Annotated in this window: 23 protein-coding genes and 3 pseudogenes; 12 read left to right on the forward strand and 14 right to left on the reverse strand. The window is 38.9% G+C overall.

Translation table 11 applies throughout. From position 1 onward, the window contains the following. The 3 genes and pseudogenes from NLX67_RS20235 to NLX67_RS20245 form a co-directional block, all read right to left on the reverse strand. Positions 1-155, reverse strand: a pseudogene (locus NLX67_RS20235) (acyl-ACP desaturase); the annotation flags it as partial. A gap of 416 nt (positions 156-571) precedes the next feature. Further along, positions 572-916: a TVP38/TMEM64 family protein gene (locus NLX67_RS20240; RefSeq protein WP_254313234.1), complete on the reverse strand. Its 345-nt coding sequence runs from the start codon at positions 914-916 to the stop codon at positions 572-574. Between the two features lie 72 nt (positions 917-988). Continuing rightward, positions 989-1,771: a phosphatidylserine decarboxylase gene (locus NLX67_RS20245; protein WP_254313235.1), complete on the reverse strand. Its 783-nt coding sequence runs from the start codon at positions 1,769-1,771 to the stop codon at positions 989-991. A gap of 180 nt (positions 1,772-1,951) precedes the next feature. Here NLX67_RS20245 and NLX67_RS20250 point away from each other — a divergent pair. From NLX67_RS20250 to NLX67_RS20265, 4 genes and pseudogenes are all read left to right on the forward strand, one after another. Further along, a pseudogene (locus NLX67_RS20250) lies at positions 1,952-2,167 on the forward strand (CDP-alcohol phosphatidyltransferase family protein); the annotation flags it as partial. A 262-nt stretch (positions 2,168-2,429) separates the two neighbouring features. Further along, positions 2,430-3,128 (forward strand): CDP-diacylglycerol--serine O-phosphatidyltransferase, encoded by a 699-nt coding sequence (gene pssA, locus NLX67_RS20255; protein ID WP_254313236.1) that lies wholly within the window; start codon positions 2,430-2,432, stop codon positions 3,126-3,128. 28 nt (positions 3,129-3,156) lie between these two features. Beyond that, on the forward strand, positions 3,157-3,267 hold the full coding sequence (locus NLX67_RS20260; protein ID WP_254313237.1) for a PRD domain-containing protein: 111 nt from the start codon (positions 3,157-3,159) through the stop codon (positions 3,265-3,267). Beyond that, positions 3,252-3,458, forward strand: a complete 207-nt coding sequence (locus NLX67_RS20265) for a PRD domain-containing protein (protein ID WP_254313238.1) — start codon at positions 3,252-3,254, stop codon at positions 3,456-3,458. Before NLX67_RS20260 ends, NLX67_RS20265 begins: the two co-directional genes overlap by 16 nt. Before the next feature lie 104 nt (positions 3,459-3,562). Here the strand turns inward: NLX67_RS20265 and NLX67_RS20270 are convergent, their stop codons facing one another. The 4 genes from NLX67_RS20270 to NLX67_RS20285 all read right to left on the reverse strand — a co-directional run bounded on the left by NLX67_RS20270 (position 3,563) and on the right by NLX67_RS20285 (position 5,659). Continuing rightward, a complete protein-coding gene (locus NLX67_RS20270) occupies positions 3,563-4,153 on the reverse strand; it encodes a hypothetical protein (RefSeq protein WP_254313239.1) in 591 nt (196 codons plus the stop codon). A 143-nt stretch (positions 4,154-4,296) separates the two neighbouring features. After that, positions 4,297-4,641 (reverse strand): DUF3291 domain-containing protein, encoded by a 345-nt coding sequence (locus tag NLX67_RS20275; RefSeq protein ID WP_254313240.1) that lies wholly within the window; start codon positions 4,639-4,641, stop codon positions 4,297-4,299. A 238-nt stretch (positions 4,642-4,879) separates the two neighbouring features. Continuing rightward, positions 4,880-5,194 (reverse strand): putative quinol monooxygenase, encoded by a 315-nt coding sequence (locus NLX67_RS20280; protein ID WP_254313241.1) that lies wholly within the window; start codon positions 5,192-5,194, stop codon positions 4,880-4,882. A gap of 78 nt (positions 5,195-5,272) precedes the next feature. After that, a complete protein-coding gene (locus NLX67_RS20285) occupies positions 5,273-5,659 on the reverse strand; it encodes a YybH family protein (protein ID WP_254313242.1) in 387 nt (128 codons plus the stop codon). A gap of 337 nt (positions 5,660-5,996) precedes the next feature. On the opposite strand from NLX67_RS20285, the gene NLX67_RS20290 reads away from it, so the two are divergent. Next, positions 5,997-7,220 carry an IS110 family RNA-guided transposase gene (locus tag NLX67_RS20290; protein ID WP_254313243.1) on the forward strand — a complete coding sequence of 408 codons (1,224 nt, stop codon included), beginning with the start codon at positions 5,997-5,999 and terminating at the stop codon, positions 7,218-7,220. Positions 7,221-7,405: 185 nt separating this feature from the next. Here the strand turns inward: NLX67_RS20290 and NLX67_RS20295 are convergent, their stop codons facing one another. After that, on the reverse strand, positions 7,406-7,585 hold the full coding sequence (locus NLX67_RS20295) for a hypothetical protein (protein WP_254313244.1): 180 nt from the start codon (positions 7,583-7,585) through the stop codon (positions 7,406-7,408). A 271-nt stretch (positions 7,586-7,856) separates the two neighbouring features. Here NLX67_RS20295 and NLX67_RS20300 point away from each other — a divergent pair, with 271 nt between their 5' ends. From NLX67_RS20300 to NLX67_RS20315, 4 genes are all read left to right on the forward strand, one after another. Continuing rightward, positions 7,857-8,342 (forward strand): SMI1/KNR4 family protein, encoded by a 486-nt coding sequence (locus NLX67_RS20300; RefSeq protein ID WP_254313245.1) that lies wholly within the window; start codon positions 7,857-7,859, stop codon positions 8,340-8,342. A gap of 862 nt (positions 8,343-9,204) precedes the next feature. Beyond that, a complete protein-coding gene (locus tag NLX67_RS20305) occupies positions 9,205-9,516 on the forward strand; it encodes a hypothetical protein (protein ID WP_254313246.1) in 312 nt (103 codons plus the stop codon). A gap of 16 nt (positions 9,517-9,532) precedes the next feature. After that, positions 9,533-10,822 carry an FtsZ/tubulin family protein gene (locus tag NLX67_RS20310; RefSeq protein ID WP_254313247.1) on the forward strand — a complete coding sequence of 430 codons (1,290 nt, stop codon included), beginning with the start codon at positions 9,533-9,535 and terminating at the stop codon, positions 10,820-10,822. 629 nt (positions 10,823-11,451) lie between these two features. After that, the gene (locus NLX67_RS20315) at positions 11,452-12,366 is read left to right on the forward strand and encodes a hypothetical protein (protein WP_254313248.1); all 915 of its coding nucleotides are present in this window, start codon (positions 11,452-11,454) and stop codon (positions 12,364-12,366) included. Between the two features lie 587 nt (positions 12,367-12,953). Here the strand turns inward: NLX67_RS20315 and NLX67_RS20320 are convergent. The 5 genes from NLX67_RS20320 to NLX67_RS20340 form a co-directional block, all read right to left on the reverse strand. Continuing rightward, a complete protein-coding gene (locus tag NLX67_RS20320) occupies positions 12,954-14,096 on the reverse strand; it encodes a replication initiation protein (protein ID WP_254313249.1) in 1,143 nt (380 codons plus the stop codon). A gap of 715 nt (positions 14,097-14,811) precedes the next feature. Beyond that, complete coding sequence (locus NLX67_RS20325) at positions 14,812-15,939, reverse strand: replication initiation protein (RefSeq protein ID WP_254313250.1); 1,128 nt, start codon at positions 15,937-15,939, stop codon at positions 14,812-14,814. Between the two features lie 1,025 nt (positions 15,940-16,964). Next, positions 16,965-18,824 (reverse strand): ABC transporter ATP-binding protein, encoded by a 1,860-nt coding sequence (locus tag NLX67_RS20330; protein WP_254313251.1) that lies wholly within the window; start codon positions 18,822-18,824, stop codon positions 16,965-16,967. Beyond that, the gene (locus NLX67_RS20335; RefSeq protein ID WP_254313252.1) at positions 18,821-20,545 is read right to left on the reverse strand and encodes an ABC transporter ATP-binding protein; all 1,725 of its coding nucleotides are present in this window, start codon (positions 20,543-20,545) and stop codon (positions 18,821-18,823) included. Before NLX67_RS20335 ends, NLX67_RS20330 begins: the two co-directional genes overlap by 4 nt. Continuing rightward, positions 20,542-21,018 (reverse strand): MarR family winged helix-turn-helix transcriptional regulator, encoded by a 477-nt coding sequence (locus NLX67_RS20340; protein ID WP_254313253.1) that lies wholly within the window; start codon positions 21,016-21,018, stop codon positions 20,542-20,544. Before NLX67_RS20340 ends, NLX67_RS20335 begins: the two co-directional genes overlap by 4 nt. A 502-nt stretch (positions 21,019-21,520) precedes the next feature. On the opposite strand from NLX67_RS20340, the pseudogene uvrA reads away from it, so the two are divergent. Continuing rightward, a pseudogene (uvrA, locus tag NLX67_RS20345) lies at positions 21,521-21,847 on the forward strand (ABC-ATPase UvrA); the annotation flags it as partial. A 466-nt stretch (positions 21,848-22,313) separates the two neighbouring features. After that, entirely contained in the window at positions 22,314-22,763 is a 450-nt protein-coding gene (locus NLX67_RS20350; RefSeq protein ID WP_254313254.1) for a YfmQ family protein, read from the forward strand. A 643-nt stretch (positions 22,764-23,406) separates the two neighbouring features. Here the strand turns inward: NLX67_RS20350 and NLX67_RS20355 are convergent. Continuing rightward, the gene (locus NLX67_RS20355) at positions 23,407-24,258 is read right to left on the reverse strand and encodes a DegV family protein (protein WP_254313255.1); all 852 of its coding nucleotides are present in this window, start codon (positions 24,256-24,258) and stop codon (positions 23,407-23,409) included. 441 nt (positions 24,259-24,699) lie between these two features. Between NLX67_RS20355 and NLX67_RS23120 the strand changes: the two genes are divergently transcribed. Beyond that, positions 24,700-26,664, forward strand: coding sequence for a helicase-related protein (locus tag NLX67_RS23120; protein WP_254313256.1), 1,965 nt, complete (start codon positions 24,700-24,702; stop codon positions 26,662-26,664). The last annotated feature ends 212 nt before the right edge of the window (positions 26,665-26,876 follow it).

Raw genomic sequence — 26,876 nt, forward strand, 5'->3', positions numbered from 1 at the left:
CTCTCATCCCAAGGAACCCGCTTAAAGGACATGGCCTTGTCCCACGGAATAAATTCGTGATAGCTCCAGTCAATATTAGCAGAACGTTCCTTATGTAATTGGTATAATTCTTTAATGCGCGGTTCTAAGCGTATATCCAAATCAGAATTTAACATTATCTTTTCTCCTTATGATTTTTTCTTTTATAGCCATTTTAACAGTTGTCCTAATTATACAACACTGCTCGTTACTTGAATAAGAAAAGGTTCTACTCCTTATTTAAGTAAAACACTTCTTAGCCATCCATGTAGCACAAAACTAGTGCTGCACTACAGAGAATGAGTACAGGGCGGGTATAGAATACTACGGCCGGAAAATGAGGCATCCCTAAATTAACTACCCCGTTAGCCATCCATGCAGCGCAAGCAAGCATTGCACCACAGATTATGTAAGGCAACTCGTTCTTACATGGGAGCTCAATAAGAAAACAACAACATTTTACATGCATTCGTCATAGTCCCTGTTCTCAAACATGGGTTTATAGTATAACAATAAATAACCCGTATCGGATCCTCTCCAGTACGGTTTTCTTCTATTTTTCCTCATATTCTTTCACCTGAGGATACTGTTCGATTTTCGTCTGCGCCCACTCCTTAAAACCGTACCGAGCAATACAGAAAAACAACATCGTCCCGGCCATGGCGCCGCCGAGCGTAATAATGACGCCTTGCAGGGTGCCAAAAATGCCGCCAATCAAGCCCGCCAGCACAGGAAATGGAACGATCGGGACAAACACACAGATCGCCACCAGCAGCATGCTGATGAGGAGAGCGTAAGAACCGCCTTCATTAACTATTTGCAGCAATTGTTCTTTTTGAGTTATGCCAAGCAAGAGGATGCATGCATGCACGGCCACACTGACTATTCTTTTTATCATAAAACATCTCTTATTTACAAATATTCGCCATTAATGCAAGCGGAAAATCTCCCAAAACAGCAAGAACGAAACCTAGTGAGAAATAAACCCAATTTTTTCTCCATATTTTATTTCTTTGCCTTCGCATAATGCGGAGGAGATTTGGAAGTTTTCATTTTCTATTAACAAAATAACGGTAGACCCAAATGAGAAATAAGCTAACTCTTCTCCCTGTTGTATGGTTTCACCCGGATGAGTAAGATGGACGCTATTCACATTTAAGGCGCCAACTTTCACAACAGCTACATTGTTTTGCGTGCTTTTTATCTCGGTAATAGTGCGGAAGTTTGTCGACAGCGGCCGGTTCCCATATTTTATTCCAAAGTGATTAACCGGATAAGATTTACCACCCAGCGTCCAATTGGCCATTATCTTTCCTGTAACAGGACTATGAATTCGATGATAATGCCGGGGGGATAAATAAAAAATGATGTACATTCCATTCTTATATTTATCCGCTTTTTCTCCACTTCCAAGCATTTCCTCTAATACAATTTGTTTGTTTTTTACTGTATAATCTGTTACGTCGCTTATCAATCCGAACGCATTCACCACGCCATCTACCGGACTCACAAAAGTGTTTTCGTCCCCCTTCACTGACCTCGTACCCGGCTTCAGTGACCTCGTGAAAAAATGCTGAAGACTCGTGTATTCAGACAACGGTACTGCCATCTCCTCTTGGTTTACCTTATACACGTTCGCAAAAAGAGGAATCATTTTCCGGCTCCATCCAGACTTTGTGACGGTCATAAGCTGCCTTGACATAAACGGATTACCTGTTAGTTCAACAAAGATTTTTAGAAACGTTTTTAACAATGAACGGGTCCTCCTTTTAAAAAATATTTCCACAGTATTCCTGATATTTTATCATTTGTATAAAAAGAAAAAATGTCTTTTTTCCAACAAATTCTATTATCGTTTTCTTCATAAACAAAGTAAATGGTATACTTGTTGTAAACTTTTTATGAAATAAAAATAAACACAGATGGAGAAAAAATGAATATAAAGAAACAAATACCAAACATATGTACACTAGGAAACTTATATTGCGGCTTTTTGTCGATTGGGTATGCGGTCGGCGGACAGTTTAAAAACGCAGCTATTTTAGTTTTGATCGGAATGATGCTAGACAGCCTGGATGGCCGGATTGCCAGGATACTGAAAGTTGAAAGTCGTTTAGGGAAAGAGCTGGATTCTTTAGCTGATATTTTATAGGTACAGATATCTTGGTCAAAATACGATTTGCTCTTGTGCCCCTTTGGTAATTTGATATTTCGCCCATTTGAAATGGTCAAAAACCTCGAAGTGGTTGGTCAATACTGGAGTTAATGTACAAATTCGTTATTCCTTTTGAATAATGGATTTTAGTTTTTTATTCGGTTTCCAAATATTTAAAGGGTTATTATATAAAAAAATAAAGTATATTTAAAGGATTGTTGTTTTAAAAAAACAAAGAATAGCCGGTGATAATTTTATGATAAGAAGAGCTATACCGAATATGTTTACTTTAGGAAATTTATATTGTGGTTTTTTATCAATTGTATTTGCAGCCAATCAACAATATACAAATGCAGCTATTTTAGTTTTAATTGGGATGATGCTTGATAGTATGGATGGCAGGTTAGCGAGGATATTAAGGGTAGAATCCCCTCTTGGACGAGAGCTAGACTCCCTTTCGGATGTTACGACCTTTGGAGTTGCCCCAGCATTTTTAGTCTATTGTACTCATTTTACAAACTATGGACTGCTCGGATTTTTTATAGCGGGTTTATTTCCTTTGTTTGGAGCTTTCCGATTAGCTCGTTTCAATGTAGATGCTAAGACAAGCGATAAATACTTTACAGGGGTTCCGATTACGGCTGGTGGAGGAATATTAGCTTTATTGACGTTGTTTCATTTTCCGGATATCGTGATTACAATTGTTTTTACTGCTATGTGCTTCCTTATGATTAGCAAAATTAAAATACCAGGTTTAAAAGAAGTCCCTTTACCAAAGTACGGTACAATTGTTACTTTATTTCTTGGAGCAGCGATTTATTTTGTTTTCAAAGCAGAATTTCACGAATTTCCCTTTTTCATTTATCTAGCTATCTTCTTATATATTGTATTTATCGTTCATCGTTTCTTAAAGAAAAGAAAAAGCACTGCTATGGGAAATAAAAAAGCTTTATAAAAAGGAATTTAATGTTGCGTTAGAGTCTTTGCTGCTAATTGAAAAAGAAACAGGAGTCAGACTCCCAGAAGACGAAGCCGGGTCAATTGCTATGCATTTTATAAATGCCAAGGAGGATGCGGTATGGAACAAACGATGACAACCACCAAGATCATTAATAATATTTTAAACATCGTTAAATACCATTATGGCATAGCATTGGATGAAGATTCCCTCAACTATAACCGTTTTTTAACACATTTAAGGTACTTGGCTTATCGTTTACTAAACCGTGAGTTAATCTCTGAAGAAGAGGAGTATATAGCTCGTGAAGAGATGTACTTAAATTAACGGGAGCTTGAGGTGAAAAATGGGGGTAGCTGTGGCACCTCCTTTTCTTATTGAACAAACGAAGCAGAATAGTTCAATACGGAAACTGTATTAAAATCATTAAATTAATCCTCCCAATAAAATATAGCATCCATTATTAAATAATCCCCCGGTTCACGATAAAGCGTTGGAATTTTCGCTTGAAAGGGCAAAAATTTATTAATTCTTTCTACTTCTAAAAGTTCATAATCAAACTCTTTTAATGCTTGTTTCAATTTTTCCGCAATTGTTTGGAATTTCTCGCTTAAATACAATCGTTTTGGACCATCAAGTAAGGAACCATAGGCCCCACCAACTTCTTCATTTGTTTCGATACGAATCGTTTTATATCTGTCATCTTCGCCCATTATCGCTACAGGTGCTGAACGACAAATGTCAATAATAATCCCTTCCGTCTTTTCCTCTCGACGACCGTATTTTTCTTCAACGACTGTAACATCTTCTTTCAAATAGCAAAAGAATTCAACAAAAGAGGCATAGCCACTTCCAAAATGATGCCACTCAGCTTCACATATTAAATTGGGAATACGATTAATTCGATGAAATAATCGTCGTATATGAGCTTCAATTTCTTGTTCATTATCTGTATCATAGGGGAACTTGTTACCAACTATTTTCCCTGAAATTAAGTCTCGTAATTGTAGATTAGAAAACATACACAATCCTCCCAACCTTTTTTACTTGTTCTTATTTCATTATAGACTATTATTTTATAAAGACCTTGAAACCCTGTTAGGCTGTCATTTCGGCAGCCATTGATCTTCTACTTTTGCCCCCATTAGTTGAAGAAGAACTAGTCCTACTTAACTAATTTTCTGCCATACTTATGATACAATCGCTTTTTGCATTCATCCCAAGTAGGATTATTACCTGCTTCCCAATTGATAAATTCTAATTCGTCTGCAATTTTTCTTGATACTTTCATTGCATTTATATGACTCCCTTTATTTCTGTACTCTTTCATAGTATTTTTGTTCTCCCATATTGTTAGTGTCCAGTACGTATCCCAACCTTCATTATTCAACGAAGAATACAAAAGACCTTCCGATTTCCTAGCTTGACGATTCGATTTCAGAGTATGCCAAATAAAGAGAGGTAACTTTCTCTTGCCTTTTAAACGAAGCCTTGTAACTGAGACAAACATATTTTACTCCCCTCAATAAAGTATTTTTTGTGAATTATTCTATTTTCAGGTTTGAAATTCCTTCTTGAACTAACCTGCCCATTTGTTCAATAAAAAAGGAGGTGCCGCAGCTACCTCCGTTGTTAAGCTAAAGCCTTCTGTTTGTCTAAGTACATTTGCTCATAATCTTTGCTTTAAATAAGAAAAAAGCTGCCACAATGACAGCCAGTTCTAATTTAATATCTACGGGAGTTTAATTCTAATTAAATGAAATGCCCTTCCCGCCTTTTGTTATTAAAGTGCTCATTCTTTCCATACCAGTAATAATTGGTTTCGCACGACTTATTAATGTTTGGGTAGCTTCGAGACCTAGAGACGCTTGATGGGCATCTTCATTTGCCCATACTTCATAAACATAAACAGAACTTGGTTCATTCTCAGAAATATTCACAAGATATATTTCACATTCATCCAAATTTTTCATTGATTCTGCTGCTTCTAACAGAATATCAACCATTTTTTCTTTTTCGCCTTCTTGTACCATAAACTTGTTAAATAAACTAAATTTGTTCATACCATCCTCCTTAATTTTGTCGCCTGTTAAGTATTTCTATATCTAAACACGCATCTCCTATTATTCCCATAAATAAAACTAATTGATTAAGTCGGTACCATATGAATTGTCGATTGCACAAAGCCATTCACCTTGTGAATTTTTCTTAAACACATATGTTGCTCTTCTATCCATTGAAAATTCCGATTCATTTTTATCGGCATCAAGTAGCGTTTGGGAAATAACTAATGCGGTGTCTCCAGTTTCTAAAATAATCATTTCCCCCTGTGTTGGTACGAGACAATTATTAAAATATTTTGCAATCTTAATAAATGCTTCTTTGATTTCCTCTTTACCTCGTGCAATCATTCCAGGCTTTACAACCAAGATTGCATCATCAGTGTAGTAACTCATAAGCGTATCAAAATCTTCCTGCTTTATTGCAATGTCACACTTCTTGATAAACTCCTTTAATTCGCGTTCCATAATATATCTCCTTATCACTTTTAAACTGTATATATTCTCCAATTAGAACTCAATATCCTTCTTAAACTAAACTGCCCGTTAGCCATCCATGTAGCGCAAAACCAGCGCTACACCACAGATAATGAAAATGGAATGCAGAACGGGTATAGAATACTACGGCTGGAAGAGGAAGGTCGATCAACTATGGTGCCGTAGAGCCCATCCGTTAGTCTGACTCCAACGACCACGGTGCATCACAGAATGTCGCTCCCTTACGGGAAGCACTCATGGGAGATTAATCCTGCTCTGGTTGTTGCACCAGCCTCTACTGATAACTGCCGTAGAAAGGATGATTACAATGGATGTAATCATTGAACGTGCATGTGGCATGGATGTTCATAAAGACTCCATTACTGCTTGTATTATGACGCCAAACGGAAAGGAGATTCAAACGTTTTCCACTAAAACGGTATTTCTATTACAATTAATGGACTGGATTAAGGAGCAAGGCTGTACCCACGTAGCGATGGAGAGTACAGGGGTGTTTTGGAAACCAATTGTGAACTTGCTGGAAGCCGAGAATATCGAGTTTTTAGTCGTGAATGCTCAACATATGAAAGCAGTCCCCGAACGTAAAACGGATGTTAAAGATGCCGAATGGATCGCCAATCTTCTCCGACATGGATTACTCAAGGCTAGTTATATTCCTGATCGAAATCAACGGGAACTGCGGGAGTTAGTTCGGTACCGCCGCAGTATTATTGAAGAGCGTGCCCGGCAGCATAACCGGATTCAAAAAGTATTAGAAGGAGCGAATATCAAGCTTGGCTCTGTTGTTTCCGACATTATGGGCGTTTCAGCTCGTGACATGCTTCGTGCCATCGCAGATGGCGAGGATGATCCTGAAAAACTGGCAAGCTTCGCTCGACGTACAATGAAGAAAAAAAGAGATGACCTTGAACTTGCCCTCCGGGGCTATATCAATCCACATCAACGCCTAATGATCAAAACCATTCTAACGCATATTGATTTTCTAAGTGAACAGGTTGAGATACTAAACCAAGAGGTGGCTGCTAGATTGACCTCATCCCAAGAAGATATTGAACGGCTGGATTCCATTCCCGGTATCTCCACTCGTATGGCCGAACAAATCTTAGCTGAAATCGGAACCAATGTCGGAAAGCAATTCCCTAGTGCTTCCCATTTATGTTCTTGGGCAGGACTAGTGCCTGGGCATAACGAAAGTGCGGGCAAAAGAAAAGCAGCAAACATGAAAAAAGGAAATAAATATCTAAAATCTGCTTTAATAGAGGCCGCCCATTCCGTGCGGGGATCAAAAAACTACCTTGGAGCCTTGTATAGGCGTACAGCAGCCCGTAAAGGGAAAAAACGTGCCGGAATTTCCGTCGCGCATGCCATATTGAAAATTTCCTATTACCTCCTAACACGTAAAGAAATGTACGTAGACTTAGGCGAAGATTATTTTGACAAACAAAAACAACTCTCTATTGTACGATATTCTATTCGAAGACTAGAAAACCTGGGGTACAACGTTACGATCACTGAACCGAAGGTCTCCTAATCCCAAAACAGCACGATCGCGAACATGGCGCTGAACATTTTTAAAAAATGAATGGGCTGCGTCTAATTTAGTATGGCCATTTTATGAAGTTAGAGAATTGAATTTTCATGGGAGCTGAATAAGAAAAGGCTGCCGAAATGACAGCCGAGGTATTAAACAAAAGCCCCTGTTACTTAAAGAAGTACTTAATCAATATCATTTATCTTTTTGCCTTCTTCGTCTATCTGGAAGCTACCTCCACCGAAACTCCAGCCCTTATTTTCGATGAACTCAATAAAAGCATCCAAAAACTGATTATTTCCTAAATCTTCACCGTCGCTTGCATAAATAGAACCCTCTATTTGAACTCCTACGGGTTTCTTCATTATGAAGACCTCCAAAAAGTTTATTTAACTTTATATTAGCATTTCTTCTTCCACTAAACTGCTCCCTTAGTTAAGTAAGAAAATCTATATTATCCTTTAATCGGCCTTTCTTTAACCCAGTTATCGAAAATGCCTTTTACTTAACAGTTCAGTCTATTAGTAATTAAACCCAAGCTCCCGCAGCTCACCTTTATTGACGTGCTGTTGTTCTACTATAAATTAATAATATGAAAATAAACGAAATCTGCCGTAACCATAGGAGGCTACACATATGAAGGAGTATTATAACGGCAAAAACTTTTGGGACAAGGAAAAAACCTGGCGTATTCAGTATCCAATCAACGATTATATTATTCTGAAGGCAGAATTCTTGTTAGGTATTGCGCTTCCTGAAACATTTAAGCAGCTAATGAGAGAACAAAATGGCGGCGAGCTCACTTATCCATATTTCACGTTACCTGACAGCTCGATAAAGCATCATTTAGATATCGACCCAATTCACTTTAAAGACGATGACGTAAGTATCCTGTCTTCAGGTGATTCATTACAAGAAGCAGGACTTCCAAAGTCTATGATTGTCCTTTGGACTGATTTTCACAATTGGCTTGTCATGGATTATCGTTATACAAACGAAAACCCTTCAATTCAATTTATTTACGAAGATTATTCAACAGGAGAAATGACTTGGTATTACACCAAAATGGCAGATACCTTTGATGATTTCCTAAAACAGCTTTTTCGTCTTTTAATCAGCTAAAACCAGACGGTTAAAATATTTAGATGAATGTTCGTCTTCTTGCTTGATCCCGTTCAACAGCGACAGAGAAAAATAAAACATTTAAATATCTGCTTTCACCATCCCACTATATTAAAATAAACTTTCGATACTTTTTGGTCTTTTTGTTAAATTCCCTTTCAACCTTTCAAAAAACCAAGGTTTTACATTCTAAAACTTTTCCAGATCTTTCTCAATAAACAGCTTAATGCAATTGAACCAATCAACATCGTTTGTGAACGGTAAATTACTGATGCGATCATCATCGTTTGCCAGCGTTAACAGCTAAATCAATCATCATCGTTTGCCAGCGCAGATAAGCATTTAGCTGGCCAGCAATCATTATCATTCCTGAACAGGATTTCCTCCACTTAACAGCCTTACGAGTCGTTGAAGTAATATATTTCTACGATCTCCGCGTACCCGACAGTTATTGAGTAGGTGACTCTCGCAGTCCTATGTTTATAAGCCACATGACTTCATTTTTTAGATTCATACTTACGTTCAAATTCCAGTCGTGATGGCTGCCGCATAATGGACAATCCCATTCATCATGAAGGGCCAGCTTCTTTACGTCATTGTGCTGTTGTCTGTCTATTTGTCGTGTACGAAGTGCACGGGATTGTTTTTTGATTTAAAAAGGGGGGGGTTCTCGCCTTAATTTGATAAAGATTTTTACTGACCTTTTCATGAACATTGCAAAAAGAATTATATGTATTGACTTCCAATATTTACTTGAATTATGATTATGAAGCATTTGTTACGGCAATAATTGACGCTTTTGCGTGCATATATTGAATCTAATTGCCGCATTTATTGCGGCAATTAGGAGGTTTTAAATAAAATGAACAATTATGAAGTTTTTCATATCTTACATGAAAGGCTTAAAGAAGGCGTTTATTTTTTGGCTGCACCAGAAAACCAGCCTATTTTAAAGGATAAACTGAAAGATGAAGTGAATAGTTTATACAGGACCTTTAATGACAGAGATTTAATCAATTCAAGACATACACTGGATACTTGGACTGCCCGGTTAGAAGGTGCAGGTTTAGTTGATGTTCAGGAAGTCGGCCGGGCACGAATGTATTCTATATCCGATTTAGGGAGAGGGATGATCGAGCATGTCCAAGCGCAGAATAGTCAAAAAGATGAATAAGAAAGGAAGAAAATATATGAATACTATAAATAACATTGGTTTGGCAAATAATGTTGATATCAGTTTGAAATTTGGCTTTTTAGGTCTGGGAATGGGCGGATGTTCAATCGCAGCAGAATGTGCGAGTGTAAAAACAACTGATAACAAAAGCCTTTATACTGCTGTTTTGGTTAATACCAACTTAAAGGACTTTGAAAAGATTAAAGACCGTGAAAAAGAAGCCATCCATGAAGTGCCACTCAAAGGCTATGAAGGCGGAGCCGGACGTGATATTGATAAGGGTGAACAAGCTTTTATTGAAAACAAAGAAGCAGTTTTAAAAAGCATTGAACGTAATTTCTCTGATAGAGACTTTGTCTGGATCGTCGCTGGTTTAGGTGGTGGTACCGGAACAGGTGCCGTTTTAGAAGCGATCGACATACTGTACAATTATGGTTTTGAAGGCAGATTCGGATTAATCCTAACGCTTCCACGGGACAGTGAAGGCGGCAATGTTTTAGGGAATACAATCGAAAGAATGCATCAAATTTCAACTGCCATGCAGGCAATGGGTGCCATCTTAATTGTAGACAATCAAAAATTATACACTGAGTACATAAACAAGCCGGGTAATGCGACTAAAAGCATTGACGATTTCTTAAAATACTGTAACTCCTATGTAGCTGATACCCTTCATGAAATTAATGTCATAACCAATAGCTTTGCCCCTTTTGGAGATAATCATTTTGATGCCAGTGAGTTTGCTAACCTGATTCAAACTCCAGGATTTATTTCCTTGTCAAAATTAGAATTGGGAAGCCTGCCAGACCTAGACAATGATTCTGCATTCAGCAATAAGATTTCAGGCTCTATCGAAGATGGTGTTTTATCAGATGGATACGACTTCAGAAAAACAGAACGTGCTGCTGTCAGTGTTATTTCAAATCAAACCACTGCAAAAAGTCTCTTTAATCTTCAATTTACAAACAAAATGGATATAATCATGGATACTTATGCACCAAAGGCAAGCGAAAAACCAGTAGCAATGTATGTTCACCCTACTCTTTCGGGCATCAAATTTTATTTGGTCTTTGCCGGTCTTGGACTTCCTAAACGGATCAAAGCCATTCAGCATAGGGTAATAGAATTTGATGAAAGCAAACAGGAAGAAGAAACAGATGAGGTTTTAGCAAGTTTATCTTCTTTCACTAGAGTGAAAAAAGATAAAGCGAAGCCAGCCCCTGGCAGCCTCTTTAAAAAATCTGATTTTTCATCCAATAATAGTGAATTAAAACGTGATTATAATAGCTTATTTGGCAAAAAATGATCTAAAAAAAGACTCCGAAAACCGGAGTCTTTTTTTAGATCATTACTCTTTAACGCTGCTTAAAAATCACCGTCATTCAAAACGATCAATAGCGCAAAAGCTTTGAAATAGGGTATTAGCGCAACAAACGATCTTTAGCGATTGCGTTCATTAGCGTTTTTGATTAATCAACACTTGTTTTTGGTGCTCTTCACTTATGTAAGATGAATATCGGAATGTAGAAATGCAAAAAAACTTAATAAAGTTTATCGGTATTAAATTTTTCTCCCCACTTAAAATTTTTAAATCTGAGATCTTTTAAAATTCAACCACTTTTATAAATGCTACTATAAAATCATTATAATTCATTGATGTAGCGCAGCTCTAATCAGTCATTAAAGCTACTAGCGGCAGCAAACGATATATAGCTTTTAAAATCATTATCGAATTTGATTAATTCACAAACGAAATATTGAATCAATTTCGGAATTGATTTTAAATGATTGAATCATCACCGTTTTCGTTCATTATCGTTTTATGCATTTAGCGTAATCGCTGTTATCCGTTCGATGCTTTATAAATATTGATTTGTAGGTATTAATTAGGTATCATTAGTGGTAAGGAATAAATAAGGATGGAGGTGTAAATTTATGGATCATTTAAATATGAAAGAAATACTTATTAATGAATTCAAAGATGATCCCATTTACAAATTTTGCTTGATAAACAAATTAGAATCGTATTTGTTTACAGAAAGCATTTTGGAAATGCATACAGAAACATCTTATAGCACAGTGGAAGCAGGAAAAATTCTTGGCCGGAATGATTCAACCATTCGAAATCATTTTCGTTCAGATCTTATTGAATATATTGCACCGGAACGTTATGGGAAATATTATCGTCTAGATTACATAAGTGTTTTTAAATTACAAATGGTATTTGTTTTGATGGAGAAAGCAGGGAAGGGCTCTGTTGATATCCTTGTAGAAGCTGGAATACATGCATCCGAATTATTTACATCCAGCGGCATTAAAAAGCCTACGCGGCAAGAATCCAATGATTTGAAGGTTATTAGAAGAGAACCTGACCAGGATGAAATGATAGATGATCGGTTAAATGATTTAGAAAAAAACTTAGCCATCCAAACTATTCAATTAAATATCATCAAATATGAAAAAGATCTAAATGAACTGGACAGAATTATTGGTGAGAATGAATCATCCATTAAACTTATTAAGCTCAATGAACAGAACCAATATCTTGAACAAAGGCAGCTGCAGTTATTGTCCGCCTCTCTAAATAAATCTTTTGAAAAGAAGGGGATGTTTGGTTTTATAAAGAAGCCCGATAATCTTGATATAAATATGATATCAAAAGAAGTGGATGATGGTTTGAAGGCGAAGAAGGATCAAATAATTAAGGAAAAAATAAACATTCACCAAGATAGAATAGAAAAGGCTAAAGAAGAGAAGCAAGCAATTCAAAAGAATTTGGAGATAGAGAAGAAAAATTTCGAAAAATTGATTTACAACACTTCAAAAGCCATTACTACAACCAGTACATAAACCGTACTCGTCTTTTTCTTGATCAAAACTGGCTAACCTTAAGTCAATAAGCACTGATCGTGTGTGCTAGTGAAATAACTGACATAATTGACCCGCTCTGGTTGAGATTCGAAAGGGAAAAGAGGAGAGGGGAGATGTTTTATTGGTAATATCTTAAAAGCTGTCACTTCATCGCCATGCTGGAATACAAGGTGGCGTGGCATAGGAAAACAGGTGAAGGTCCTTCAATCCTTATGGTACCCTGCAGAGGTGCCATTCCTATGGCCACACCGCCAGGGAAAACTGACTGAGCCAGCTATATCGTTTCACGGCGTTGCCTGCGGTCATATAGACAACGCTGACCTAAATGCAGCGAAATACCCGATTTTAAACCCTTATCCTTTGATTGATCCTGAAGGAGGCCTGCTGCAGCGCCACTCGAACTGCCAACCACTGGGTGGAAGGGCGCAGCCTCATTTTTTCAGGACCAAAAAGCCCTTGCACGTAGGAATATCCTACGTGCCAAGAACGCAGTGAGTAACTGAGGTAGTTCGAGAGTTGATTAACAGATAATCTTTCAATCTACTGTTTGAAGTTTTCATTATAGGTTAGCTCTCTTTTCTCATTTTCAAAACCGCTTCAAGTTTTTCCTTTTCTTCTAAAAAATCCGGATCATCATCCAATGAAAGCTGGTCTTGCCGTTCATCTATTCCGGTGTTTGTGAACCATTTCGGCAAAGAAGATGATACTGTATCGGAATAAGGAATTGGAATATCAACACCATTCAGATATTGCTCATGTGATTTGTTAATAATAGCGCGGAGATAACCCACTTTGTTTACGATCCCTTTCGTTCGGCTTACTTGTTGCACCAGCATCTGCATACTTTCTTCTGCTTTATCTCCCCAAATAGCGCTACTTTTATCTAGTAAGTCATGACATACAGATTGACTAATTGTGAACCCTTCAGCTTGAATGTTAAGAACATGCTGCATCTTTACCACAGGGTTTTTTTCTAATTCCCCTGGTTCTGGTTTCGAAATAGAAGGGGGGATATTCTCTATTTTTTCAGTGTTATTAGCTAATTGTTGACGGATCGAAAACTCAATTTTGACCACTTTTCGGCCTTTACGGATTTCTTTGTAAGAAATCTGAATATCTGTTTTTTCATTTAATTCCTTAACTGCTGGCTCTACAACACGTGCTTTAAAGTGTCCATATAGTTTATATTTGTCTTGTTCAATCCCAAATTTCTCCTTAAGATTCTCGATGGAACACTCCCATTTATTAAGATATTGCCACTTTTTTAATAATTCGTATAAACGTATAGAGTACGCGCTTTTCAAGGAAAGTATGTTATTCAGCCGATAGGATGTAAACGCTTTTTTCAGTTGAAGTAAATAAGGTTTTAATTTTGGTGAAAAGGTCAGAAGCATAATACCTTCACCATTCTTGTATTCTGCACTGGCTAACCAGCTCGTAATCACATACCCATCTTCCGTAGGAATCTCAATAACTTTTGAGGTTAATGTTTTTAAAATTTTTTTTAGTTCAGTATATTTCTCCCGTCCTTCTAAGCCCAGCATCTCATGAAAATCATGGACAGAAATACTGTAATCTGAAAAATCCTCGTCATCCGGTTGTATTTGGCTCACCATTGTTAAGATGATTTTTTGTTCTCTGGCTGTTAAAGGGTATTGATAACGGGCTTCTATAAGATTATTTCCTTTTGTAATAAGGTGATTATTCAACTAGAAGTCACTCCTCTATGTATCACATTTCAATTTTCAAAGTGATGGTTCCATATATTATAACAGATCGCAAAACCAATAACGATTCCTTTTATCACGCGATTACGCACTTTGTGATATTTAGAACCGAAATTGTGATCAAAAGGAACCGGGACTGTGATATTTAGAACCGAAATTGTGATAAGAAGGAACCGAAATTGTGATACTTTGAACCGAATTTGTGTCAGTTAGAACCGAAACTGTGATTATAAAACAGTATAAACCCTTGGCATTATTGTATTTCTATTCTCTTAAACAATAAAACAATAAAACAATCTATATAAAACAAGTAAACATTCTCAAACAAGAAATAGTTTGGCCAATAATAGGATATTTTTTGTTGTTTTTTATGACTTATAAAAAATATGAGGAACCGAAACTGTGATAATTAATAAAATGATGAAAAAATGATTATTTTTTATTCTCTATAAGGAACCGAAACTGTGATAGTTACTACTGTAGAAATGATGAAAATAGCTCACCTTAATTAAAGCATGAACCGAAACTGTGATAATTAAATTGCAACATTACGCCTTTTCGCGTTTCCTGCGAAATATAACAAAAAACACCTACCTGCACTTAGTAGGTGCCTTATTAAAATATGCTGTAAGAGTACACAGAAAAAATCCATTCAAGTTTTTTTTCAATTTATTATGAAATCTCCTAAGTGAGAAAACTAATTAACTTTTTCTTTCCTCATTTTTAAATCCGCTTCCAGTTTTGCTTTTTCTTTTAAGAAATCCGGGTCTTCTTCAAAAGAGAGTTCCTGCTGCTCGTTTTCTTTATGTTCTACAAACCAAGAAGGCAGCTGTTCGCTTCTAATCGTATGTTTATAATTATCTTGCACCGTAATTTGCCTGGGATCCTTGCCACTTTGAATATATGTTACTTTCTCAGTCAAAATATATGTAATGAAGGCTAAATGGTTTTGAATTGCAGTTTTCTTTACAGAATCTTTTACGAGCAAGATCAATTCCTCCGCACTCGCTTCATTCCATATTTTATATGCAGCATCAAGCCAATTTTTATAAATCTTATCTGGCAAGTTGCATCCTTTTTTATCTAAAATCATTTTTAGTTCGTGAAAGAGAGGATCATCCAAAGCTTCCTCTATACTAACTATTTCTTGATTTTCAACGTTTTTAGATTGAATAAAGAAACGGAGTGAAATCACTTTTCTTCCGTCTTTAATTTCTTTAAAATCAAAGCTTATATCTGTCTTTTCATTAATTTCTTTCATAGAAGGGACGATCACTTTCCTTTTAAAATCGGAATACATCTGATATCCGTTTTTATCCAACCCTAAAAAAAGCTTTAAATCAGTAATTTTAATGGTACGCTCGCGAATATTTAAATATTGTTTCAGCAATTCATAAATCCTAATGCTGTTCCCGCTTTTTAATAAGAGTATATGTTTGAGGTTTAATTTGGTAAAGTCACGTTTTAAGTCCATTAAATACGGCTTTAAAATAGGATCAAAACGCATATCAATCGTGCCTTCTTGCTCGTTGTAGGCAACGAGTGAAAGCCAGTGGAAAGAATAGATGGTTTTCCCTTGTTTTACTTCCAGGACTTTCTTCAATAATTCGGTTGTAATCTCCCTAATTTCCGCATACTTAGGTGAGCCCTTTAGGCCCATCATTTCATTGAAATTTTTAACAGATATTCTATATAGCTTTAAATCATCATCATTTTTTTCGATCTTGGAAATTAAGTATAAGATGATTTTCTGTTCACGCATGGATAATTTGTATTTAGCTTCAATCAGATGATTTGATTTGACAATGATCTCTTTGTTCTCCAAATCCTACACCCCTTTTTTTTATTTTAACATACTGCTCTAAAAAAGGAATAAAATGTGGACTTCTTCCTAACTAATCCACAATTCATTAAACCGAATTCCTCCACATTTAAGACCGAAAACGTCCACATTTAGTTCTCTTCAAAAGAAGGGTGGCCTTGTTTATAGAAAATAATGGTTGCTTTATTTAAGTATTTCTGTTAATAAACCGAAAATGTCCACATTAAAATTCAAAAACACCATGGTTAAATGGGCTAAAACCATTATAAAGCCCCTGAAACCGAAAATGTCCGCATTTAAAACCGAAATCGTCCACATTCAAACCGAAATTGTCCATATTTAAAACCGAAATCGTCCATATATGAAAACCGAAATCGTCCACATTTAAAACCGAAATCGTCCACATTTAAAACCGAAATTGTCCGCATTTAAAACCGAAATTGTCCACATATAGAGGCTGTAAACCCTTATGTACCAATGGATCTCAGCTCCTTAAAAGATTAAAAGGTTTAAAAGTATTAAAATATATTGTTAAAAGCAACAAAAGGGCTAGTTGCTTAATAAACATCCATAATTAATCTAAGATTTTTAAAATAACATCTAGTGACAGTAAAATAATACGAGACTGTTCCAACAATCAGGCTAAATTGGTTTTGGAACAACCTCTATTTCTTTTTATGTATAAAGTGATTTTGTTAAGGGCAATGTGTTTCAGCTAAGTTATACCTTTTGATTTTCATTGCTGTCTGGTCGTTGATCATAAGTGGAACGATAGGAAATATGAATTCCATGAAGATGAAAGAGCGGGCAAAAGCAATGTGTTGAAGAGCAAATAATTTCTCCTTATTTACTGAATCAGCTCGCAAATTTGAATCATAGTTTAAACCAGAGCACGTTTCAAGGCTTAAATGCTAAAGACCTAAATGTTCTTTTGTGGGTAGAGAACATTATAATACATGTGGAAAAAAGAAAGAAAAAGGGATAACTCAAAATCATTTTTCACCGATCCTTTGAGTTATCCTCTTCTATTATCCAGCTGATTTTTCAGAAAACTGACTGTTATACAATTCTTCGTAGAATCCTCGTTTTTCCAATAGTTCAGCATGCGTTCCTTGCTCGATGACTTTTCCTTGGTCCATTACCAAAATCAGATCAGCATCTTTAATCGTCGACAGGCGATGGGCAATGACAAAGCTCGTACGTCCTTCCATTAAACGGTTCATCGCTTGTTGGATAAAGACTTCGGTCCGTGTATCCACGCTCGATGTCGCTTCATCCAAAATCATGATTGGCGAATCCGCCAAAACAGCCCGCGCAATGGTCAGGAGCTGCTTTTGCCCTTGTGAAATGTTCGAAGCTTCTTCATTTAAAATGGTTTCGTAGCCTTCTGGCAATGTCCGGATAAAATGATCCGCCTGGGCTGTGCGGGCAGCTTCGAATATTTCTTCGTCTGAAGCCCCGTTTTTGCCGTATGCGATATTATCTTTGATCGTTCCATTAAAGAGCCAAGTGTCTTGGAGCACCATCCCGAAACTTTTCCGGAGGTCATCGCGGGACATTTTTCGGGTATCCAAGCCATCGATTTTAATCATGCCGCCATTCAGCTCATAAAAACGCATCAATAAATTGATCAAAGTTGTTTTTCCGGCACCCGTTGGTCCAACGATGGCCACGGTCTGGCCGGGGGAAACATCGATGTTCATGTTTTCAATCAACAAGTCGTCCCCGTAGCCAAAGTCCACACCTTCAAACGCAACAGTGCCTTCAGCTCTCGTTAAACGGGACGTTATAATTTCTTTCGTTTCTTCTTCTTCGTCAAGCAGTTCGAATACCCGTTCAGCTGCAGCGATCGTCGATTGAATAACATTCGCGATATTCGCGGTTTGCGTAATCGGCTGGGTAAACTGTTTCGAATACGTAATAAAGGCTTGGATATCACCAATTGAAATGGAGCGTTGCGTAACGAGAATGCCGCCTACTACACTGATCAAAACATAACTGATATTGCCAATAAACATCATCAGCGGCATGATGATTCCAGAGATAAACTGGGCTTTGCTTCCCGCTTCATATAATTCATCATTGACGAGATCAAATTGTTTGCCCGATTTTTTTTCATATCCGAAGGCTTTTACGACTTGATGGCCTGTGTACATTTCTTCAATATGGCCATTTAGTTGGCCAAGAGTGCGCTGTTGGTTAGCAAAATGCTTTTGAGATTTTTTTAAAATCGGTTGGATAGCGAAAATCGATACCGGCAAGCTGACGATCGCAATCGCCGTTAGCAAAGGGCTGATCGACAGCATCATAATGATAATCCCGACAATCGTCACAATGGATGTGATGAATTGCGTCAAGCTTTGTTGCAGTGTGCTGCCGATGGTGTCAATGTCATTGGTCATCCTGCTGAGTGTTTCGCCGTTCGGGCGTCCGTCAAAATATGTGAGCGGCAGTTTTTCCAGCTTCTTATTGACATCTTCCCGCAAGTCATACACGGTATCCTGTGCGACAGTGGACATAATATATTGCTGTATATAGCTGAACAAGCTGCTGAGGATATACAAGCCGCCAAGCAGCAATAGGATGTGGCCGATTTTCTCGAAGTCTATGGCGGCTCCAGGAACTCCTTGAAATTTCCCGTAAGCTCCTTCAAATAACTCAGTGATCGCCGTTCCCATGATTTTCGGCCCCACAATCATGAAAATCGTACTCAATATGGCGGCAAAGAAAACAGCAATCAATTTATTGCGCCGCGGTTTCAAGTAAACAAGGAGGCGCCGCAAAGTCCCTTTAAAGTCTTTCGGCTTTTGTCCCATCATCATCATATTTCCGCCGCCAGGACCAAACCCTGGCTGTCCGCCGCTTTGAGGTTTTTTCTGGCTGCTCATGCGATTTCCTCCTCTGTCAGCTGGGATAACACGATTTCCCGATAGACTTCATTTGTGTGGAGCAGCTCTTCGTGAGTGCCCATGCCTGCAATGCGGCCTTCTTCCAATACGATAATCCGGTCAGCATCGACAACTGTCCTGACACGCTGTGCAACGAGCAACATCGTTGCAGTTCTTGTTTCATCTTTCAGCGCAGCCCGCAGTCTCGCATCTGTCTTGAAGTCCAGTGCTGAAAAACTGTCATCAAAAATATACAGATCCGGCTTGCGGATGAGCGCCCGCGCAATCGACAGCCGCTGTTTTTGTCCGCCTGATAAATTCGAGCCGCCTTGTTCAACTTCTGCCTCGTAGCCATCTTTCATATTGCGAATAAAATCTTCCGCCTGCGCAATGCGGGCCGCATGTTCTATTTCTTCTTGTGTGGCACCTTGTTTTCCAAAACGGATATTGTCTGCAATCGTTCCAGTGAACAAGGTGGTTTTTTGTGGCACAAAGCCGATTTTCGCACGCACTTCATCTTGTGGCACGTTGCAGATATCCACGCCATTAACCCGGATGGTTCCGCTGGAAATATCATAAAAGCGCGGAATCAAATTGACGAGCGTGGATTTTCCGGAACCCGTCCCTCCGATGATGGCAGTGATTTCGCCAGGTTTTGCAGCAAAACTGATATTCGACAATGCCGGTTTTTCTGCTCCTGGATAGCTAAACGTCACGTCTTCAAATTCAAGCGTGCCATGTTCACGGTCCGCTTTTTCTGTTCCGTCATCTTGAAACAACGGTTCCATTTCGAGCACTTCGTTGATCCGGTTGGCTGACACGGCTGCACGGGGTACCATGATGAACATCATGGACGCCATGACAAGTGCGAACATGATTTGCATGACATATTGGATAAACGCCATCAAGTCACCGATTTGCATAGCGCCATTATCGATCCGGATTCCCCCGAACCAAATGATGCCGACAACCGTCAAGTTCATGACGAGCATCATGACCGGCATCATGAACGCCATGACTTTATTAACCTGGATCGACACATCCGTCAATTCCCGGTTCGCTTTTGTCATACGCACTTTTTCCTCGGCTTCACGATTAAACGCTCGGATAACGCGGATGCCCGTGAGGTTTTCGCGTAACACCAAGTTCAAGCGGTCCAAATGCTGTTGCACTGCTTGAAAAAGAGGCATGCCTTTTTTCAGGATCAATAAAATGGCCCCGATTAAAAACGGCATGGCAGCGACAACGACAAGTGATAGATTGGCGTCTTTTGATACAGCCATAATGAGGCCGCCCGTCAGCATGATCGGTGCACTGATCAACATACGAAGCATCATGATGACTACTTGCTGGACTTGCGTGATGTCATTAGTCGTCCGGGTGATCAATGACGCCGTTCCCACTTCGTCAAATTCCTGCAACGTGAATTTCCCGACATGATTGAAGACGTTCCGCCGGAGATCGCGACCCAGTCCCATCGCCGCTTTCGCTGAATAAAAACTGGCAAAGATCGATGCGATAACCCCGAGTGCTGAAACGGCCAGCATCACACCGCCAACTTTCCATATATAAGGTGTGTCTCCGGTAACGACTCCTTTATCGATAATGTCCGCCATTAACGTTGGCAAAAAAAGATCCGCTATCGTTTGAATAAAAACAAGAATGACGACTGCTGAAACAGACCATTTATAAAACGTTAAGTTTTTCAGGATTTTTATCATTTCAGCTGCTCCTCTGCTTCTAATTTTTCAAGTGAAGCTGTAATTTGTTGATGGGTTTCGAGCAAGTCGTCCACTTTCTGCTCAGTCAGAGATTCAAGCACGGATTGGAATACTTGATGAATGCCGCCTTCTTGTAAATGAAGCGTTCGGATGCGAGTGATCCCTTTTTCGCTGAGCGATAACAAAACTTCCCGGCGATTGCCTTCTACTTGCTGGCGCTTTAGAAAACCTTCCCGCACTAATCCATCGACGGCTTGACTCAATGTGCTTTTCGGAAGAAAGGTTTTCTCTCCAACGTTTTTTTGTGTCATTTCCTTACAAAATATGAGGGTCATCAAAATAGAATATTGTGGAACCGATAAGCCGTTTTCCACTGCAGACTTTTGAATAAAACGCATCATAATATTTTGTACACCCGCAAATGAATGTAAAACCTGTGTGGAGCGCATTAACTTTTGATTTTCACTTTCCATTGGATCAACTCCTTTATTCCTTTTCGAACAGTTCGTAATGGAACTATTAATTATCACTTAATTAAATTACGCCTTTTCTTGTGCTATGTCAATTTATGAGAGTACATCATTTTTCACAAAAAAGGATGCTTAAAACTGGGTTTGTAAATTAAAAAAGTAAGTCCTTTCTCTATACTTTCGATAGAGATATCAAAATTAAAATAGCCAACCTTAAAATCCATGGATTTTAAGGTTGGCTATAAACTACTGTTCTATTAATCCATTAGCTTGAGTATTTTACAAAGCTGGACCAACTGATGAATACCTTGTAGCTGTTCCTGGTTGCGATTGTTAATGCTCAGCAATGCATCTTGCGTAATATTCTTAGCTTTTTAAGGTTATGGTATTCAACTGTTTGGACAATTTCTTTCATATTCTCCAGGAAATACACGTTTTTTTCGCAACATCCGTATCAGTAAGATTTGGCAAAGGTGCAGGGGAGTATAAAGACGGTACCCATTAGAATGTCGGCCTGGGCTATTTATTGATGGAAAGCCAAGCAATCAAGTTTTCAGGCGGAGAATCGCAGCGGCTTCAGTTGGCGACAATTCTTGGTTCCAGCTTGACCGGCGTTCTCTATATTCTGGATGAACCTATAGCAGGTCTTCATCCGAAAGATACGGAGGGCTTAGTGGAAGTGCTGAAACAATTGCGGGATATAGCAATACGGTTTTGGTGATTGAACATGATGTAGATGTCATGTAACAAGCGGATTTAAATCATTGACCTATGGCCTGAAGCGGGAAACAGAGGCGGTGAAGTGGTCGGACAAGCGATACTGGCTTCACTGAAACAGCCAGCACAGGACCCATCCTCTCAAAAATGATCGTAAGGACTTAATTAAAGCGTGTCCATAAAACTATACTAACTCCACTTTCAAACGCCTCAAGAAGTAGAAGATCAATTTAATCAATCCGCATAAAAAGTTAACTTATTTGTGTCCAAGATATTGACTCAAGTCCAAGACTTTTTAAGAGTAGTGGCAGAAAAAACACCTAAAACAAAGCAGATAAAAATTTAGGTTAACTTTCACATTATAAGTAGCATAAGGGAGCCAAAGATATTACGATCAGGGAGTCCTTTATCCTCTCTAAAAAGTCCCAATAATTAAAGCACCCATTCGTTTAAGTGCAACTTTTCAAAAAAATGAAACGTTCATAGAATGGTTTAATTTTCTAAGAAAAAACTGACGGCACTCATGATAGTATAAGTTATATAATAATATTTACTTTAGAGTGTAACGGAGATGATGAAATATGACAGGGACGGCTATACTTTTGATAATTCTCGCGAGTGCTGCTAAATTATTAGTGTCCTGTCTTCCAACCTTTGTGGTGGAAGGACTAATCAACAAATTTGAAATGCATGCAAAACTTAGTGACGAGAATGTGATCGTAACTATTGATGGAAAACGCTTGGAAGATGAAGATAAAATTCAAGTTGTTAATTATTTTAACGAAGCTACAGTTTTAAAAAAATATTATATATTTCCAGGGAACGAGCAATTGTTTTTGCAGCCAGAGAACGGTGGGACTCCATTAGTCATTGATGCTAAAAGAGGCAAAAAAGATGTTAAATTATTTGTGTACAGTTATAAAGATCACGTGGATGTAGTCAGACAGTACAAGAAGAAAGTAATTGCGTATAGTGTGCTTTCCGACAGCCTCCAACAACGTTCTATGTCCGTAACAGGGGATTTAGTTTAAAAGAATGATAAAAAAGGCAGTCTCAGACTGTAGACAAAGCGGCTTTCAAATTTTTAATTTGAGGCCGCTTTGTTTTATATTCCTGTGTGGGTAGAAGACATTTTAAAATATGCAGTGAAGCATAAAAGTAAGAAAGAAAAGGAGGCGCTAGCTTAAATCGCCTCCTTTCAGCTTGTAAGCAATGTCTTCATTTTGAAGACGATGCTTGCAGGCTTTTTTTATAATAAAAGCATCAAAATCTTGTGCTCGCGAAGAACATGAAAAAAGCTATTTCCCTCACAGAAGTCGGGCACAATCTCCACTTTTCTTAATTGAACGAAGCAGTTTATTTAAATTAAGAAAATGAATCTTTATATATTTTGTGTACTTTGGAAGGAGACAGTCACTTATGGGACAGCTCCTTCTTTTATATTTAGCCACTGCAGCTGAAGCAGGTCTTTAAATGACTCGCCGGTGCCGTTGTCAATGTTTTTAAACACTCCCATACTAGAGAATTTAAATAAATCACGGCATATAGAGTGGTGGAGGGCGTTATATTACAGACTTAAATCTATTTTTTAACAACTAAGCAAGATTTTAGAATAAACAGAAAACATTTATTGTAAATCTGCTATTCTGCTTATCGTTAAACCAATAAAAAAGGTTATTTTTCTAATCCGGCAATCCCGAAGGCACCAGGACCGCCATGGGTAGAGATCACAGCGCCGGCTTGAATCCATTTTACATTTTTAAAACCAGCTTCTTCGGCGATTTCATCTATCCGCTGCTTGATCCGTTCATCAAGTCCAATTGAGTATAGAAAATACAGCTGTTCTTTATCAATCTTGTACTGGTTTAAATAATCCCGCATCATGTTTTCTGTGACGCCGCTCATTTTCCCGCGATATTTTTTGGTCGAAACCAGTTTGCCTTCAACTAATTCAATTAGCGGCTTTATTTTTAATAAAGACCCTCCGAGATAAGCCGCATTTGATACACGGCCGCCCGCTCTTAAAAATTCCAAGCTGCCGGGAACGAAAGCGAGTCTTGATTTAGGAATTATTGATTCGATTTTTTCGATCAAGCGAGCAGGTGCAACAGCTGGGTTATTCTCTAACAAAGTAACAGCGTACATGACAATCGCAGTCAATCCGCCTGAGACGTTCAAAGCGTCAATGAGAAAAATATCTTCAAAACCATCCGCTGCGATTGTCGCGTTTTGGAAAGAGGAGGACGCCCGCGATGTATAGCCAATGTGAACAATGATACAATCGGGGAAATCCGCTTTTATCTTTGTAAAAAAATCATGATATTCATTGGAATTGGTGGATGTTGTAGAAGGTATTTTTTTCGTGCGTTCATAGAAGTCATAAATATCCGCGACGGGTATTGAACCGTCCAAATAGTCCTTCCCATCCATAATGACATGCATCGGGACCACCTGGACATCGTGTTTGTAAGCTAAATCGCTTGGTAAATCTGCTCCGCTCTCGGTCGAAAAAATAATTCTTCTCATCGTATATCCCCCTTTTACACTATACAGCCGCCCCTGTTCATTTCTCGTAATTTTTTTTACTATATCATATTATGAAAAGAACAGGCGGTTTATGGGTAAGACATAAGAGAAAGGACCATTAGGCGAAATACATTCAGGATTTATTGGCCAATCTCTCGGAGCACTTTGATATTGAATCAAAGCTAGGGGATATTAAGGCTAATCCGCTCATTATCGGCGGCCTTGAAGATGACATTGCGGAAGTAAAGTATCAAAAGATATCGAACAAAGCTATCCCAAATTCCACTTTGAAAATGTATCGAGACAATCATTTTTTGTTAATGAAGCCTAAAATGACGGCTTTCATTGTGCAGGATATAAAGAAAACATTTAAGGGGTAGTCAGATTGGCTGCATGATAAGATAAAGATAACAAAGAAACAATGAAAAGGAGACCCAGAACGTGTCCATTACCCAACAAGAGATTGACGCGCGGCATGCAAAAACGGTCATGCGCACAAAGCAGCACATTCAAAGCAACTTAAAAGAGTACTTGGAAACAGAAGAAAATCCTCGTTTTCAAGAGTACTTGAGCAAGCAAAAAGCTTTTCTGGAGGGAGTTTGGCAAAAAAAATGGCGGGAGATGCTCGTAAGTTCTTTCAGCGGGGACGAGAAAGCCGCTTATTTAGATGAAACGGGGCGATCTCCGGGCCAAATCAATCGGCTATTTTACCAAACGCTCGAGAATCTCCGTCCTTTTAACGGCTATGAGTGGACAAAAAGCGAATATAAAGATAAGTGGAGCCAGCTGGCGAAGAGTACTACGTACAAGGAAAAGAAAAGCCCGAAATCAAAAGGAAAAGAACGAGAGCGGCTTGTCCTTTCCCCGCGTAAAACAAGGGCACAAGCCGAACAAACAGAACGACAAAAGCGCCTTTCTTATATTTTTGGAGAAGAATACATACCGGCACCTTTGCCGCATGTCCAGTATGTTGTTCACGTGGGAGATACAAACACAGGGAAAACATATACCGCGCTGGAAGAATTGAAAAAGAGAAAAAGTGGTTTGTATTTGGCGCCGCTTCGGCTGCTGGCGCTGGAAGTATATGAAAAGCTGAATCGGGAAGGCGTATTATGCGATATGAAAACCGGGGAGGAAGAAAAACAAACAGAAGGCGCAAGCCACGCTTCCTGCACGGTAGAAATGTTCGAAGAAAAAACATCGTACGATATTATTGTGATCGATGAAGCACAGATGATTCAAGATCGGGAACGCGGATTTCATTGGTTTCGCAGCATTACAAGAGCGCGCGCAAAAGAAGTGCATATTATCGGCAGCCCGAATATGAAAAACTTGGTGCTCGGCTTGCTGGGCGAAGAAGCCAATGTAGAAGTGCGGCATTACAAACGGGAAACCCCACTGCTTGTCCACAACAAGGCGTTCCGACTCAATCGTGTTCAAAAAGGGGATGCGCTCGTCGCTTTTTCAAGAAAACGGGTGCTGCAGCTTGCCGCAAAGCTCGAAGCCGACGGACACGGAGTGAGCGTCATTTACGGCAACATGCCGCCTGAATCACGCCAGCGTCAAATGGAAGACTTTGTGTCCGGAAAAACGCAGGTGGTCGTCGCGACTGATGCGATTGGCATGGGACTGAACTTGCCGATTCGGCGGGTCATTTTAATGGACAGCCATAAATTTGATGGTGTGCGCCGGCGTTTACTGACTACGCAGGAAGTGAAACAAATTGCCGGACGCGCCGGGCGCCGGGGTCTTTACGATCAGGGAGAAGTGATTTTCATGGAAGACAGGAAACGAATGAAGCAGCTGCTCGAAGGAGGCGATGCGCCGATTCAAACATTTACCATCGCGCCTACCCGAAGCGTGCTCGAGCGTTTCCTGCGCTATTATCAAGAACTCGGTACGTTTTTTTCTCTTTGGGCGGAATTCACACCACCGAAAGGGACTCAAAAAGCATCGCTTGCTCAAGAAAAGCTGCTTTACGGACTTGTGAAAGGAACACTAATTGAAGATCGCCTGTCGATGGAAGAACTGTACAGCTACTTGCAGATGCCGTTTTCTGCTTATGAAAAAACGCTCTCAGACCAATGGAAACTGGCGCTTGCCTCATTGATCGGCGGCACTACCATGCCGGAGCCGGCTATCCAAAAAGGGAGTCTCGAGAAGCTGGAGCTGTCTTACAAAGCAGTAGAACTTCATTTAATGTTTTTATACCGGCAGGACCAAGTCACCGAAGCGTATTATTGGGAGCGGGTAAAAAAAGAGCTGGCGGATGATATTCATCAGTGGCTCGACCGAAACATGAAAACATTGAACAAAACGTGCAACCGGTGCGGCAGACAACTGGACTGGGATTACCCGCACGGTATTTGCCAGCAGTGCTACGGGCGTATGCAGGAGAATTGGTAAGGGATGTAAGTGACGCAGTAAAAACGGTCCCATGTAAAAAACAAATAAAAATTGACGCTTTTCTGCTTTTGATGGGGCACATACAGGGAAGAATGCAGGAAGTCAGGGGAAAACCAGCAGCCGTTAATCGAAACAATAGTCAATAAATGACTTGGAAAAGGAATTTGTCCAGGTATAGGCTCCAGAGCTGCTGGATAAATTGATGAAAGGCT

Source organism: Domibacillus sp. A3M-37 (genome assembly GCF_024213455.1).
Taxonomy (GTDB): Bacteria; Bacillota; Bacilli; order Bacillales; family Domibacillaceae; genus Domibacillus; species Domibacillus tundrae.